Source organism: Streptomyces sp. NPDC044063 (assembly GCF_056434285.1).
Map to the genome: position 1 here is coordinate 506,716 of NZ_JBWKFM010000001.1, position 13,559 is coordinate 520,274.

The window sequence follows — 13,559 nt, forward strand, 5'->3', positions numbered from 1 at the left end:
GCGGGGCTGTCTTCGAAGATCCCGAGTTCGGGTGGCTACGCTGGGTCCGCATGCTGGAGGAGGTTGCGATCGGTATGGGTGATGGGCCCGGGCCCGGACGGTCTGAGCAGGAGGAGGCGCTCGGAGCCGGATGGGAGAGACACCGGCCTGCGGTTTTCGGTGTGGCCTACCGGCTGCTGGGGAGTGTGGCTGATGCCGAGGACGTGACCCAGGATGTGTGGTTGCGGGCGGCCGGAGCGGATCTGCGGGACATCGGTGATCTGCGGGCCTGGCTGGTGACGGTGGCCGCGCGGCGGTCGTACGACATTCTCAAGAGTGCCCGTTTCCGTCGGGAGAGCTATGTCGGGCCGTGGCTGCCGGAGCCGCTGCTGACGGGGCCGGACGCGTCGCAGCCGGTACTCGTCGATGAATCCGTCAGCTCGGCGATGCTGCTGATCATGGAAGAGCTGAGTCCGCCGGAGCGGGTGGCTTTCGTCCTGCACGATGTCTTCGGTCTTGAGTTCGGCAAGATCGCCGAAGTGCTGGACGTCTCCGTGCCGGGCGCCCGGCAGCTCGCCTCGCGGGCGCGACGGCGGGTGGCCAAGGCGAAACAGTCCATGCCGCAGGCGTCGAAGGCGGAGCGCGAACGCGTCCTCGCGGTTTTCCGCGCCGCTTACGAGGCCGGGGACCTGGCCGGCTTGGTCAGGCTCCTGCACCCGGACGCCGTCTTCGTCACCGACGGCGGCGGCAAGGCATTCGCGGCACGCAAGCTCATCCACGGCGGCGAGCGCGTTGCCGAGGTCATGGTGCGTGTGGGACGCCGGTGGCGTCCGGACCGTATCGCCTTCGCTGAAGTCGGCGGCGAGCTCGCCCTGGTGCTCTACTGCGAAGGCCGGGTCCAATCCGTGGACACGGTCCAGATCACAGACGGTCTGATCACCGCGTACCGCAGGGTCATCAATCCCGACAAACTCGTGCGCGTCTGAGCTGTCACACCTGGAGGGGCTACCTCGTCTCCCTGGTGAATCGACCACCTCGCGCCGCGCCACGCGGCACGATCCTGAGGAGCCCTGCCATCATGACCACGCCTGCCCCGGCCGCTTCTTCCGCCGCTGCCGTCCCGCCGGTCGTCGCCATCGCCCATCACTCGGGCTTCGGCCACACCTCGGTGCTGGCCGAGGCGGTGCGCGAGGGCGCCGCCGACACCGGGGCGACCGTCCACCTGGTCAAGGTCGACGAGATCACCGAGGAGCAGTGGGCGCTGCTCGACACCGCCGACGCGATCGTCTTCGGCTCGCCGACCTACATGGGCACCGCGTCCGGCGCCTTCCACGTCTTCGCCGAGGCCACCTCGAAGCGCTGGGCGACCCGCGCCTGGCAGGACAAGCTGGCGGCGGGCTTCACCAACTCCGGTGCGAAGAGCGGCGACAAGCTGCACACCCTGCAGTTCTTCTCCGTGCTGGCCGCCCAGCACGGCATGCACTGGATCAACCTCGGCCTGCCGTCCGGCTGGCACTCCACCACCTCCTCCGAGAACGACCTCAACCGCCTCGGCTTCTACCTGGGCGCTGGCGCGCAGACCGACACCGACCGGGGCCCGGACGGCGTCCACAAGGCCGACATAGCCACCGCCGAACACCTCGGCCGGCGAGTCGCCGCCCAGGCCGCGGTGTACGCCGCCGGTCGCGCCGCGGTCGCCGCCTGATCCGCCTCCCGCGGGTGCCGGGCGCCCGTGAGCGACGTACGCGCCCGGCCCGCGCGCCCCGTTCCGCGCGTGCCGCCCGTACAGCTGGCCCTCATCTCGCACCGCGGCGAGCAGTACACCGCCGTCGACCGCCGGTCCACACCGACGGACCGTGACGATGATGCGACGCGGTCTCCGGAACGAGGCGACGACGTCCTCAGCCCGTCCAGGTCCAGTCGGCGACCTCCGGGAGGTCCGTGCCCTGCTCGCGGATCCAGGCATGGTGACGGGTGCGGGCGTCCTCCATGGTTTGGCGTACGGGCGCGGCGCGGACGGCGAGGCCGGGGACGCGGTCGATGACGTCCATGACGAGGCGGTAGCGGTCGAGGTCGTTGCGGACGACCATGTCGAAGGGCGTGGTGGTGGTGCCGATCTCCTTGTAGCCGCGTACGTGGAGGTGGTGGTGGCCGGTGCGGCGGTAGGCGAGGCGGTGGATGAGCCAGGGGTAGCCGTGGTAGGCGAAGATCACCGGCTTGTCCCGTGTGAACAGGGCGTCGTATTCGGCGTCGGTCATCCCGTGCGGGTGTTCCCGCGCGGGCAGCAGCCTGGCCAGGTCGACGACGTTGACGACCCGTACGGCGAGGTCGGGGAGGTGGTGCCGGACGAGCTGGGCGGCGGCGAGTACTTCCTGGGTGGGGATGTCTCCGGCGCAGGCGAGGACGATGTCGGGTTCCCGGGTGCTGTCCTCGGTCCCCGCCCATTCCCAGATGCCGGCGCCCCGGGCGCAGTGCGCTCGCGCCTGCTCCAGGTTCAGCCAGTCGAAGCAGGGCTGCTTGCCCGCGACGATGACGTTGACGTAGTCGCGGCTGCGCAGCACGTGGTCGGCGACCGACAGCAGGGTGTTGGTGTCCGGCGGGAGGTAGACCCTTACGGCTTCGGGGCTCTTGTTGAGGATGTGGTCGATGAAGCCGGGGTCCTGGTGGGAGAAGCCGTTGTGGTCCTGGCGCCACACGTGCGAGGTGAGCAGGTAGTTGAGGGAGGCGATGGGGCGGCGCCAGGGCAGCTTGCGGGTGACCCGGAGCCATTTGATGTGCTGGTTGACCATGGAGTCGACGATGTGGACGAACGCCTCGTAGCAGGAGAACAGGCCGTGCCGGCCGGTGAGGAGGTAGCCCTCCAGCCAGCCCTGGCAGGTGTGTTCGGAGAGGATTTCCATGACGCGGCCGTGCCGGTCGAGATGTTCGTCCACGGGGAGGGCGGCGGCCTGCCAGGCTTTCCCGCTCGCGCGATAGACGGCCTGAAGCCGATTGGAGGCCGTCTCGTCGGGGCCGACGAGACGGAAGTCGCGCCGCTCGCCGGTGGCCTCCATGACGTCCTCCAGCAGCTCGCCCAGCACCCGGGTGGGTTCGTGCAGGGTCATGCCGGGCTTGTCGACCGGTACGGCGAAGCGTTCCAGAGGAGGCAGGGGCAGCTCGCGCAGCAGCAGGCCGCCGTTGGCGTGGGGCGTCGCCCCGAGCCTGCGGGTGCCGGCGGGGATGAGGGAGAGGACCTCGGGCCGGGGCCGGCCGTGCTCGTCGAAGAGCTCCTCCGGGCGGTAGGAGCGCAGCCATGCCTCCAGCTGCCGCAGGTGCTCCGGGTTGTCGCGGACCGTGGCCAGCGGCACCTGGTGGGCGCGCCAGGTGCCCTCGACGGGCAGACCGTCGACTTCGGCGGGGCCGGTCCAGCCCTTGGGGGTGCGCAGGACGATCACCGGCCAGCGGGGGCGGTCGGTGACGCCGTCGTCGCGTGCGGCGTGCTGGGCGGCCGCGATGTGGTCGAGTGCGGTGTCCATGGCGTGGGCCATGTCGCGGTGCACCTGGAGGGGATCGTCGCCGGTCACGTGGATGACGTGGTGGCCGTAGCCCTTGAGGAGCTCGTCGAGCTCGTGCTCGGGGAGGCGGGCGAGGACGGTGGGGTTGGCGATCTTGTAGCCGTTGAGGTGGAGGATGGGCAGGACCGCGCCGTCGTGGACGGGGTCGAGGAATTTGTTGGAGTGCCAGGACGCGGCCAGCGGTCCGGTCTCGGCCTCGCCGTCACCGATGACGCACGTGACGACCAGGTCCGGGTTGTCGAAGGCGGCTCCGTAGGCGTGGGAGAGGGAATAGCCCAGCTCACCGCCCTCGTGGATCGACCCGGGGGTCTCGGGGGCGACGTGGCTGGGCACGCCACCGGGGAAGGAGAACTGCCGGAACAGCCGCTCCATGCCCGCCGCGTCCCGGGTGACATCGGGGTACGTCTCCGCGTACGTCCCCTCCAGCCATGAGTTCGCCAGCACCGCCGGGCCGCCGTGCCCCGGGCCCCAGACGCACAGGGCGTCCAGGTCGCGGGCGCGGATGACGCGGTTGAGGTGGGTGTGGACGAGATTCAGGCCCGGCGAGGTGCCCCAGTGGCCCAGCAGCCGGGGTTTGATGTGCTCGGGGCGCAGCGGCTGGGCCAGGAGCGGGTTGGCCATCAGATAGATCTGTCCGACGGCCAGATAGTTCGCGGCCCTCCAGTGGGCGTCCAGGGCCCGCAGTTCCTCGTCGGTGGGAGCGGTTGCTGTTGCCGGCGTCGTGGCGTCCCGCATGACTGCCTCCGAAGGGTTGGACGGAGCCCTGTCAGTAGCTCTTCCCAGCCTGGCCTTCCCGCGGGGCTGCCGCCAGGGGCTGATCGGAGGGCACCTGGACCCGTTCGGCCCAGGTGCGGGCCGTCCGAGTGGATCAGCGCCCTGTTTGGCCCTGCACGGTGAGTGTGCAGAGGCGCTTGGTGGCCCGGGTCAGGGCTACGTACAGGTCCCTTTCCCCACCGGGGCGGGCCGTGATGATTTCCTCCGGGTTCATGACGACGACTCCGTCGAATTCCAGGCCGCGTGCTTCGGACGCCGGCACGATGCGTGCGTGGTGAGCGATGCCCTGGGCCGTCAGCTCGCTCACCCTGGCGTCCGCGCAGACCACTCCCAGAAGCTCACCCGGGTGCGCGGTGCTCTGGGCGCGGAGTTCCTGAACCAGGGCGGTGACCAACCCGTCCGGAGGTGTGGTCACGGTGCGGGGGCTCTCACCGTTTCGCAGTGACCGTGTGGGCTTCTGGTCCGGAGCGATCCGCGTGAGCAGGTCCCGGACGCTCTCCAGGATCTCCTGCGTGGTGCGGTAGCTGACGGTCAGGTGGTGCAGTGCGAACCGCGGTCCGACGTGGGGGCTCAGTGCTTCCTTCCAGTCGCGTGCTGTCGCGACCGGGCCTGCCTGGGCGAAGTCACCCACCAGCGTCATCGCCCTCGCCGGGCAGCGGCGGACGATCATCCGCCACTGCATGGCGGTCAGTTCCTGTGCCTCGTCGACGACGACGTGCCCGTACGTCCGCTCGGGGGGACCGTCGAGCAGGCTCGCCGCCTCGTCCAGCAACGGCACATCGGCATCGCTCCACGGGTCGTCCGGGCCGCGCAGCAGAAGGGACCGCTCCCGCGCGGTCAGGCGGGGCAGCCGCTCGGCGAGCGCGTCGGCGTTCGTCAGGAGCGCCTTGACGAGGTCACCGGGTATCAGTCGCGGCCACAACGCCTCGACCGCTCGGTCGACGCCGGCGTCGTCGAGGAGATCGGCTCGGATGGCGTCCAGGTCCAGCTCGTGGGCCGGACCCGAGTCGGCCGCACCTTCGGCACGGCGCTGGGCGGCTCCCGTGAACCGGTCGAGGTTGATGCCCGTCATCGCTTCGGAATCGGCGTCGATCCGCTCGAAGAGGTCGCCCATGTCCCGTTGCATCGCGTCGGTGACGGCGTCGACCAAGAGCTCCTTGAACACCTGGCGCGCGGGGTTGTGCCCCTGTACGGCTGCCACGGCGGCGTCGCGTGCCGTGGCGACTTCCTCGCTGGAGAGGTGAACCAGTTCCTGTCCGACCCGCACGGTGAAGTCACCGGCGGGGGCCTGGTGGACACGCAGCAGGCCGGCCAAGGCGTCGGCGAGGTCGGAGCTGCCCTTGAGACGCGCCGTATCGAACGGGTCCACCGTGTCCGTGGACACTCCGGCCAGCTCCCGGCAGGTCGCCAGAACGACATCGTTCTCTCCGAGAGAGGGAAGGACCTGGGAGATGTAATCCAGGAACCGGGCGTTCGGGCCCACCACCAGGACACCCTCCTCCGCGGCGCGCGGGAACGCGTACAGGACATAGGCCGCCCGGTGCAGGGCGACCACCGTCTTGCCGGTGCCGGGCCCGCCCTGTACCACGGTCACCCCACGGTGGGCGGAGCGGACGATCTCGTCCTGCTCGGCCTGCAGCGTCGCGACGGCCGCGTGCATCCTGCCCGTACGCCGTGCCGACAGAGCCTCGGTCAACGGGCCGTCCCCCACGACGTCCTCGTCGGTCGGGGCGGTCCCGTCCAGCAGTTCGTCGCTCACCGAGATGACCGTGCGCTCCTCGAGGCGCAGGTGCCGGCGCCGCCGCAGGTCCATCGGGTGGACGGGTGTCGCCTCGTAGAAGGGCCGCGCCGCGTTCGCGCGCCAGTCCACGAGCAGAGGCAGGTCGTCCTCCTCCGTATGCAGTCCGATCCGCCCGATGCGCAGGGCCGTGCCATCCGTCCAGTCGATGCGCCCGAAGACCAGCCCCTTTTCGGCGCCCTCCAGCCGACCGATTTCCTTGGCCAGGCGTTCGGCGGCGATTTCTCTCTCGTATGCCTCACCGGCGCTGTCCGCCGGGGCCTTCAGCACACTCGCCCGGTGTACTCGTGCCTCGGAAAGCCGCTCGGTGAGCAACGCGTACAACGAGGACACATAATCCTGCTCCGATTCCACCGCACGCACAGCAGGATCATTCATTTTTGACAACAGGTGGCTCCTTCGATTCGAGCCATACCATACGATCAAAGTTCTCGAAGGGTAAGTCTTGACTTACCTGTTGAAGTCATGTCCTTACGGCCGGACTTACGGCGTGGCAATATTCCGCCGTTCCGTATATCGCAGGTTGCGTTCTCGATGCCTGTATGCCTTATGGGCGAGCCCGTCCTTGGATGCCGGCGATGTTTTTGCCGCACCCGGGAAAAGGGGGAGGATCCGGCGAGGCGGCCGGCGCCATCGAGCTCAATCGGGCACGGTCCCGCCGACGGTCTTGGCACCCCGGGACACGCCCAGGGTCACACCACGCTCAAGAAGCCCCCGCCACTACTCTGACCAGCCGCTTTCGTCCACGGCGGCAGAGTGGCGTGTCACTGTTTCGGCGGGCCGGGCGGTGAGCCTCTCAGGGTGGCCAGGCGTCGGGCGTACTCCTCCTCGTCGATCTCGCCGCGGGCGTACCGCTCGGCGAGGATCTGTTCGGCGTGGCCGGGTGCCGGGCCGCTCTGCCAGCCGGTGTGCTGACCGCCTCGCGGTGGGCGGGCGAACGCTCGGACGAGCAGGACCGCGACGGTGATGATCAGTGCCCAGAACAGGATCATGCTCACCGTCATCGCGAAGAGGCCCCAGCCGCCACCATGGTCGTACCAGAACATCGTCGATTCACTTCCCCAGGTCATCCGGGGTCCCGGGCAGGTGCGCCCCGGTGTCTTTCCTCCATGGTCCCTCGGGACCGCGGCTCAGCGGAGTCGTACGCCGTCGAGCAGGCTCATGTCCGTTCGACGGCCAGGTCGAGGAAGTGGGCCGAGCAGGAGATGCAGGGGTCGTGGTTGCGGATCGCCCGTTCGCACAGCCGGGTCAGCTCGGTGTCGGTGACCTCGCCCTGCCGCAGCCGGTCCTGGACGACCCGGCGCAGGTCCTCCTCGATGGCGCCCTGGTTCTGGGAGGTGGGCGGGACGAGGCGGGCGTCGGTGACGAGTCCTTCGGCGTCGAGCGTGTAGCGGTGGTAGAGGGTGCCGCGTGGCGCCTCGGTGGCGCCGTGGCCCGTTCCGGCTCGCGGGGGTACGTCCACGGCGGGGTGCGGCGGGCGCTCGTAGGTGTCGATCAGGCGCAGCGCTTCCTCCACGGCGTAGAGGACTTCGACCGCGCGGACGACGATGCTGCGGAAGGGGTTGCGGCAGATCTCTCCGGAGGCCGGGTCGGCCAGGCCGGCCGCCCGGGCGGCTTCCCGGACGGCGGTTGGAAGCAGGTGGCCGCTGATGGCGTACCGGGCGAGGGAGCCGGTGAGGTGCCGACCGCCGTCCAGCCGGGCCTGGAGCGCGGTGGAGTGGGGGACCTGCTCCTCGACCACGTGGGTGGTGAAGTCCGCGACAGGGAACGTCCTGGTGTCGTGCCCGTCGCCGTGGGGCAGCACGGTGGGGGTGCCCGTCTCGATGGCGTACGTTCCCGGTTCGGCCAGGGCGAGGAAGTCGGCATCGCACGTCGCCTCGGGGAAGTCGAAGCCGGCCACCCAGGCGACGGTCTCGTACGCGTCGTCGCGTGCCTGCCGCAGGCGCTCGGCCAGGGGGCGGAATGCGGTACGTGCGGGGGCGCGGTGGAAGCCGCCGACACGGACGTTGACGGGGTGGATGGAACGGCCGCCGAGGAATTCCATGATGCTGTTGCCGGCCTGTTTGAGCCGTAGCCCCCGCTCGACGTGGGCGCGGTGGGTGCGAGCGAGCTCGATCGCGCTGTCACGGCCGAGGAAGTCGGGAGCGTGGAGCAGGTAGATGTGCAGGCTCTGGCTCTCGATCCACTCGCCGCAGTACAGCAGGCGGCGCAGCGCCGCCAGTTGCCCGTCGACACCGGCGCCGCAGGCGTCCTCGATCGCGTGGCAGGCGCTCATCTGGTAGGCGACGGGGCAGATGCCGCACACGCGCGAGGTGATGTCCGGTGGTTCGGTGTGCCGGCGGCCGCGCAGGAAGGCCTCGAAGAAGCGTGGCGCTTCGTAGATGCTCAGCTGGGCCTGGGTGACGGTGCCGTCGTCGATCCGCAGGCGCAGTGCTCCTTCGCCCTCGACGCGGGCGAGGGCGCCGACGTGCAGGACGCGCGAGCCGCGGTGCGTCATGAGGGCGCTCCCTCTGCGCCGCCGAGTTCCCCCGGTGGTTCGATCGCGGCGAAGTCGTGGACGTTGAAGGTGTGCAGGAAACGGAGGATGTCCTCGTCACTCATACCGTCGCTGCGCAGCAATGGGATCATCGCGGGCATGTTCGTCGAGCCGGACGGCCCGAAGCAGCCGTAGCATCCCCGCCCGTAGGCCGGGCACAGCGCCCCGCATCCCGCGTGCGTCACCGGCCCCAGGCAGGGGGTGCCGTGGGCGACGGGGAGACAGGTGATGCCACGCCGTTTGCAGGCGAAGCACACGCTGTGGTCGGGGATGTCGGGGCGACGGTCGGCGAGGAAGGCGGTGATGACCTCGATCAGCTGGCCGCGGTCGATGGGGCAGCCGCGCAGTTCGAAGTCGACGGGGACATGGGCCGAGATGGGGGTGGAGGTGGCGAGGGTTTCGATGTATTCGGGTTTCGCGTAGACGGTCGCGCGGAACTCGGCGACGTCGGCGAAGTTGCGCAGGGCCTGGACGCCGCCCGCGGTGGCACAGGCGCCGATGGTCACCAGATGGCGGGATTCTGCGCGGATGCGCCGGACGCGTTCGAGGTGCTCGGGGGTGGAGACCGAGCCCTCGACGAGGGAGAGGTCGTACGGGCCCGGCTGGATGTCGCCCGACGCCTCGACGAAGTGGGCGATGTCGATCTCGGCGGCCAGCGGCAGCAGCTCGTCCTCGCAGTCCAGCAGGGTGAGCTGGCAGCCGTCGCAGGAGGCGAACTTGAACACCCCGAGCCGCGGACGGGAGCGCACGGGCTCGGTCATCTCACAGCTCCCGTACGGCGAGCAGCGGCTCGGCGCGGTCGTAGCCGATGACGGGCCCGTCCCGGCACAGCAGCAGGGGGCCGAGCTGGCAGTGGCCGCAGTGGCCGGTCGCGCAGTGCATGTTGCGTTCGAGGGAGACGCGGATGTGCCGCGCCGGTACGCCGCGGTGCAGCAGTTCGCGGGCGGTGGCGCGGATCATGACCTCGGGGCCGCAGACGAAGGCCGTGGTCTCGTGCGGGGTGAACGTCGCCTCGTTCAGCAGGGTGGTCACGACGCCGACATGCCCGGTCCACTCCGGACCCGCACGGTCCACCGTCACCCCGCTGTACGGTCGCCCCCAGCCGTCCAGTTCCGATCGGTACAGCAGGTCCTCGGGCGTCCGGGCGCCGATGAGGACGTTCAGCCGGCCGTGGTCGCGGGGGAGGGACAACGCCGCCCGGATGAGCGGCCGCAGCGGGGCCAGGCCGATGCCACCCGCCACCACGAGCAGATCGCGACCGGCGGCGGCCGGCAGGCCCCAGCCGGTGCCGAAGGGCCCCCGGGCCCCCACCTGCGTGCCCGGGCGAACGGCGCACAGCGCACGCGACACCGCACCCACGCCGCGGATGGTGTGGGTCAGGGTGCCGTCCCGCACACCGGCGACGGACACCGGGATCTCACCGACCCCGAAGGCGTAGAGCATGGCGAACTGCCCCGGAGCGAACGCCGGCAGCTCCCCGCCGACCGGTCGCAGCTCGATCGTGCGGGTGTCCGTGGTCTCGGGCCGGTTGCTCACCACCCGACAGGGGAGCGGAGCCGCGGTCACCAGCCCTGCCCGCTCCCGTACGGGCCGTAGAGGTCGAGCAGACGGGTGCGGGCGGACCGCAGACGCTCGCCGATGACCCCCATGACGTAGGTGAGCAGGGCGTGGTCGAGCTCGGGGTCGCGTTCGCAGAGGGCGAGGACCTCGGTCGCGTCGAATTCCCAGGCTTCCACCGGGGTCCTCGCCTCGGCGCCCAGGTGCCACTGGTGCGGCGGGCACAGCCACGACCAGCCGACCAGTCCGCCCGCGCCGATGGTTTCGACGATCGCGGCCTGGCGGCCCGGCACATGGACGTCGAGGTTGACGCCGCCGGTGCGGACGACCCAGAAGCGGGCCGCGCGCTGGCCTTCCTCGAAGAGCCGTGCGCCCGCGGGGAACGACACCTCGTGGCCCAGTTCCATGAGCCGCTCGCGGGAACCCTCCGGGATGGCCTCGAACAGACCAGTGCCTTTCACGGCGTCCCGTCCTTCCTCCCGGCCTGCCGGCCGAGGGATTCCTGATGCAGGGCGTGCGCTTCCTCGGTGATGTCGATGGCGACCGGGCACCACACGATGCAGCGGCCGCAGCCCACGCAGCCGGAGCTGTCGAACTGGTCCCACCAGGTGCCGAGTTTGTGGGTGAGCCACTGGCGGTAGCGGCTGCGCCCGCTGCTGCGGACCGAGCCGCCGGGCAGGTGGGTGAAGTCCAGGTCGTAGCAGGACTCCCAGCGGCGCCAGCGCTCGGCGTGGTCACCGGTCAGGTCGGTGACGTCCTCGGTGGTGGTGCAGAAGCACGTCGGGCAGGCCATGGTGCAGTTGCCGCAGGTCAGGCAACGCGCGGCGACGTCGTTCCAGCGCTCGGCCTCCAGCGTGCCGGCGAGCAGCGCGCGCAGGTCGACCTCCGGCATGGTGCGGCCCATCCGCCCGGCGGCGGCCTCGACGCCCTCGCGGGCCCGGGTGCGCGTCAGGTCGTCGGCGGGGCGGCTCGGCACGCTCGCCAGGACCTCCGCGCCTTCCTCGGTGCCGGCGCGGGCCAGGAAGCGGTGCCCGCTGTCGTCCAGCACCTCGGTCAGCGCCAGGTCGTAGCCGGGCCGCGCGGCGGGGCCGGTGCCCATGGAGACGCAGAAGCAGGTGGCGCCCGGCTCGACGCACTCGACCACGATCAGGAAGGCGCCGGTCCGGCGCTCCTCGTAGGCGTCGTCCCGGTGCCGGCCACCGATCATGACGCGGTCCTGGATCTGGATGGCCCGCAGGTCGCAGGGGCGTACGCCCAGGAAGGCGTACGAGGTGGGCTCGGGGCGGTCGGCACGGACCGTCATCCCGCCGTCGGGAGCGCGGTCAGCGGTCCACTGCCGGACCCGCTCGGGGTGCAGGAAGTTCTTCCACGACTGGGGCCCGGCGCTGTGGGCGAACGCGGCGGCGTCGCTCCGCCGCTTGGTCCGGTAGTGGCCGGCCTCCAGTTCCACTCCCCAGCCGTAGGGCAGCTCGGCGGCGGACTCGATCTCGGCCAGGACGATGGCGCCGTCCCGCTCGGTCGGGCCGATCACCGTCCTGCCCCGGGCACGCAGCTCCCGCACGAGGGCCTCGATGCCTTCCAGGTCCAGCACACAGGCAGCCGTGCTGTCGGCGTCCGGCGGTGCCGTCGCGGAGGGCATGACGTCTCCTGCTCGCTCGGTGGCGGTGCTCCCTTCAGCCTGACCACACCCCTGGCGGGCCGCACGCCGAGTGCGCCGGGAGGGGGCGGGCCATCCGGGCACCGACGCCACCCTCACCGCCGTACGCTCCGTGGCGGCCCGGTCTCGCCTCCAGGGCCGGAGAGGTAGTGGACGATCTCCTGCTCCACCCGATCCGCGAGAGGGCCGACCGCCGCGGCGACGGCGGAGGACAGGCCCATGCCCAGGCCCCTCCCCAGAGCCCCGTCGGCTCCTTCGACCGCGTAGACGACCAGGCGCCGGGGCAACCTGCCGAGCGCACCGGCCAGCTCGACCGCCTCGCCCAGGCCGAGCCCATGGCTGCTCGCCGTCCCCGACCGCCACGCGGTGTACCCGTCCAGCTCCAGCCGGTGGGTACGGCCCGGACGCCCCGGGTGGGCATGGGCGGCGTCCACGACCACGGCCATCCCGGCGCCCTCCCACAGCCCGATCAGCCGACCCGGTTCCCCGTCACAGCACACCAGCCGGACTCCGGCCGGCAGGCCGCCGCGGGCCGCACGCTCCCGCAGCCGGGCGACGACCATGGGCCCCACGCCGTCGTCCCGCCGGAACTCATTGCCGACTCCGACGACCGTGACGCGGGGGGAATCCGCCATGGTCCGCCTGTTCGTACAGGAAGTCGTAAACGAAGGCGTACACGAAGTCGTCAACGAAGTCGTCAACGAAGGCCCCGCCGCCCGTGGCTTCCTCACGGGTCTCACTGATGCGGTACCACCGCGACAGGGCAGGCCGCCCGATGCAAGACGGTGTGGCTGACCCGTCCGAGTTGCAGGCCGAACCGGCCCTGCCGCCTGGTGGCGCCGAGTACGAGCAGATCGGCGTCGACCGCCGGATCGAGCAGCATCCGGTGCGCGGGCCCTTCCAGCACGGCGCGGGTGACGGACACCGCCGGGTACTCGGCCACGGCCTCCTCCAGTACGTCGTCCAGGACGGCATTGGCCTGTTCCTCGTAGGCCTGGGCGCTGGAATCGAGCACGATCAGGGGATCCGCCGGTGGCGGGGGGCTGCGCCAGGTCCGTACGGCATGGAGCTCGCAGCCGCGGGCCTCGGCCTCGCGCAGGGCGAACCGCACGGCACCGGTGGCCTCGTCCGCCTCGCCCACGCCGACGACGACCCGGTTGCTCATGCCCTTGAGGTTGCGCTCCTCGCCACGCACGACGACGGCCGGGCACTCGGCACGTCCCGCCACCGCGAGGCTCACGGAGCCCAGCAGGAAGGTCTTGACAGCGCCACGCCCCGACGAACCGGTCACCAGGACCGCCGCACCGCGCGACTCCTCCACCAGCGCGTCCACCGCGTCCTCCGGCATGGTCGCCGTGGTCACCCGCAGGTCCGGGGAGAGTTGCCGAGCCCGTTGCTCGGAGGAGGCGACGATGTGCTGGGTCGCCACCTCCTCCGCCGTCCGTTGAGTGAACGACGGCATCGAATCCTCATAGCGCTCCCACAGCGACGCGTAGACGACGTGCAAAGGAAGCCGGAGTCGCGTGGCCTCCTCCACGGCCCAGTCCAGGGCGGCGAGGCTGCCGTCCGACCCGTCGACGCCCACGACCACGGGACGTTCCATCGTGCTCACCGCCTCACCACCGCACCGCCTCGTCACCGCACCGGTATCCCGGACCGGGCGTCGGCCCGTGTCGTTCGCCTCCTCCACCATCTCTCGTCGTC

General features: G+C 71.0%; 12 protein-coding genes. 2 read left to right on the forward strand and 10 right to left on the reverse strand.

Features of this window, described 5'->3' with window-relative positions:
* Positions 1–74 precede the first annotated feature (74 nt).
* Together sigJ and AC07BS_RS02245 are read left to right on the forward strand one after the other, a co-directional pair.
* Entirely contained in the window at positions 75–965 is an 891-nt protein-coding gene (gene sigJ, locus AC07BS_RS02240) for an RNA polymerase sigma factor SigJ (RefSeq protein WP_478930046.1), read from the forward strand.
* A 92-nt stretch (positions 966–1,057) separates the two neighbouring features.
* A complete protein-coding gene (locus AC07BS_RS02245; protein ID WP_466317481.1) occupies positions 1,058–1,684 on the forward strand; it encodes a flavodoxin family protein in 627 nt (208 codons plus the stop codon).
* Positions 1,685–1,880: 196 nt separating this feature from the next.
* Here AC07BS_RS02245 and AC07BS_RS02250 read toward each other — a convergent pair whose 3' ends face one another.
* The 10 genes from AC07BS_RS02250 to AC07BS_RS02295 form a co-directional block, all read right to left on the reverse strand.
* Positions 1,881–4,268 (reverse strand): phosphoketolase family protein, encoded by a 2,388-nt coding sequence (locus AC07BS_RS02250; protein ID WP_478929528.1) that lies wholly within the window; start codon positions 4,266–4,268, stop codon positions 1,881–1,883.
* A gap of 133 nt (positions 4,269–4,401) precedes the next feature.
* The gene (locus AC07BS_RS02255; RefSeq protein ID WP_478930047.1) at positions 4,402–6,438 is read right to left on the reverse strand and encodes a HelD family protein; all 2,037 of its coding nucleotides are present in this window, start codon (positions 6,436–6,438) and stop codon (positions 4,402–4,404) included.
* 431 nt (positions 6,439–6,869) lie between these two features.
* Positions 6,870–7,175: an SHOCT domain-containing protein gene (locus AC07BS_RS02260; RefSeq protein ID WP_478929530.1), complete on the reverse strand. Its 306-nt coding sequence runs from the start codon at positions 7,173–7,175 to the stop codon at positions 6,870–6,872.
* Between the two features lie 89 nt (positions 7,176–7,264).
* Positions 7,265–8,602, reverse strand: a complete 1,338-nt coding sequence (locus AC07BS_RS02265; RefSeq protein WP_478929532.1) for a Ni/Fe hydrogenase subunit alpha — start codon at positions 8,600–8,602, stop codon at positions 7,265–7,267.
* Entirely contained in the window at positions 8,599–9,402 is an 804-nt protein-coding gene (locus tag AC07BS_RS02270) for an NADH-quinone oxidoreductase subunit B family protein (RefSeq protein ID WP_478929534.1), read from the reverse strand. The genes AC07BS_RS02265 and AC07BS_RS02270 overlap by 4 nt, the downstream gene beginning before the upstream one ends.
* Position 9,403: 1 nt before the next feature.
* Entirely contained in the window at positions 9,404–10,207 is an 804-nt protein-coding gene (locus AC07BS_RS02275; protein WP_478929535.1) for an FAD/NAD(P)-binding protein, read from the reverse strand.
* Complete coding sequence (locus tag AC07BS_RS02280; RefSeq protein WP_478930049.1) at positions 10,204–10,605, reverse strand: Crp/Fnr family transcriptional regulator; 402 nt, start codon at positions 10,603–10,605, stop codon at positions 10,204–10,206. The genes AC07BS_RS02275 and AC07BS_RS02280 overlap by 4 nt, the downstream gene beginning before the upstream one ends.
* A gap of 50 nt (positions 10,606–10,655) precedes the next feature.
* Positions 10,656–11,837: a 4Fe-4S dicluster domain-containing protein gene (locus AC07BS_RS02285; RefSeq protein WP_478929537.1), complete on the reverse strand. Its 1,182-nt coding sequence runs from the start codon at positions 11,835–11,837 to the stop codon at positions 10,656–10,658.
* A 113-nt stretch (positions 11,838–11,950) separates the two neighbouring features.
* Positions 11,951–12,490, reverse strand: coding sequence for a hydrogenase maturation protease (locus tag AC07BS_RS02290; RefSeq protein WP_478929539.1), 540 nt, complete (start codon positions 12,488–12,490; stop codon positions 11,951–11,953).
* Positions 12,491–12,591: 101 nt separating this feature from the next.
* Positions 12,592–13,458, reverse strand: a complete 867-nt coding sequence (locus AC07BS_RS02295; RefSeq protein ID WP_478639396.1) for a universal stress protein — start codon at positions 13,456–13,458, stop codon at positions 12,592–12,594.
* Positions 13,459–13,559: the final 101 nt, after the last annotated feature.

What these genes read in the sequence shown, in the direction of transcription:
- AC07BS_RS02250 (WP_478929528.1), bottom strand. Translation starts at nt 4,268, where the DNA reads ATGCGGGACGCCACGACGCCGGCAACAGCAACCGCTCCCACCGACGAG.
- AC07BS_RS02280 (WP_478930049.1), bottom strand. Translation starts at nt 10,605, where the DNA reads ATGGAACTGGGCCACGAGGTGTCGTTCCCCGCGGGCGCACGGCTCTTC.
- AC07BS_RS02295 (WP_478639396.1), bottom strand. Translation starts at nt 13,458, where the DNA reads ATGGAACGTCCCGTGGTCGTGGGCGTCGACGGGTCGGACGGCAGCCTC.
- sigJ (WP_478930046.1), top strand. Translation starts at nt 75, where the DNA reads ATGGGTGATGGGCCCGGGCCCGGACGGTCTGAGCAGGAGGAGGCGCTC.
- AC07BS_RS02285 (WP_478929537.1), bottom strand. Translation starts at nt 11,837, where the DNA reads ATGCCCTCCGCGACGGCACCGCCGGACGCCGACAGCACGGCTGCCTGT.
- AC07BS_RS02270 (WP_478929534.1), bottom strand. Translation starts at nt 9,402, where the DNA reads ATGACCGAGCCCGTGCGCTCCCGTCCGCGGCTCGGGGTGTTCAAGTTC.
- AC07BS_RS02290 (WP_478929539.1), bottom strand. Translation starts at nt 12,490, where the DNA reads ATGGCGGATTCCCCCCGCGTCACGGTCGTCGGAGTCGGCAATGAGTTC.
- AC07BS_RS02245 (WP_466317481.1), top strand. Translation starts at nt 1,058, where the DNA reads ATGACCACGCCTGCCCCGGCCGCTTCTTCCGCCGCTGCCGTCCCGCCG.
- AC07BS_RS02260 (WP_478929530.1), bottom strand. Translation starts at nt 7,175, where the DNA reads ATGACCTGGGGAAGTGAATCGACGATGTTCTGGTACGACCATGGTGGC.
- AC07BS_RS02265 (WP_478929532.1), bottom strand. Translation starts at nt 8,602, where the DNA reads ATGACGCACCGCGGCTCGCGCGTCCTGCACGTCGGCGCCCTCGCCCGC.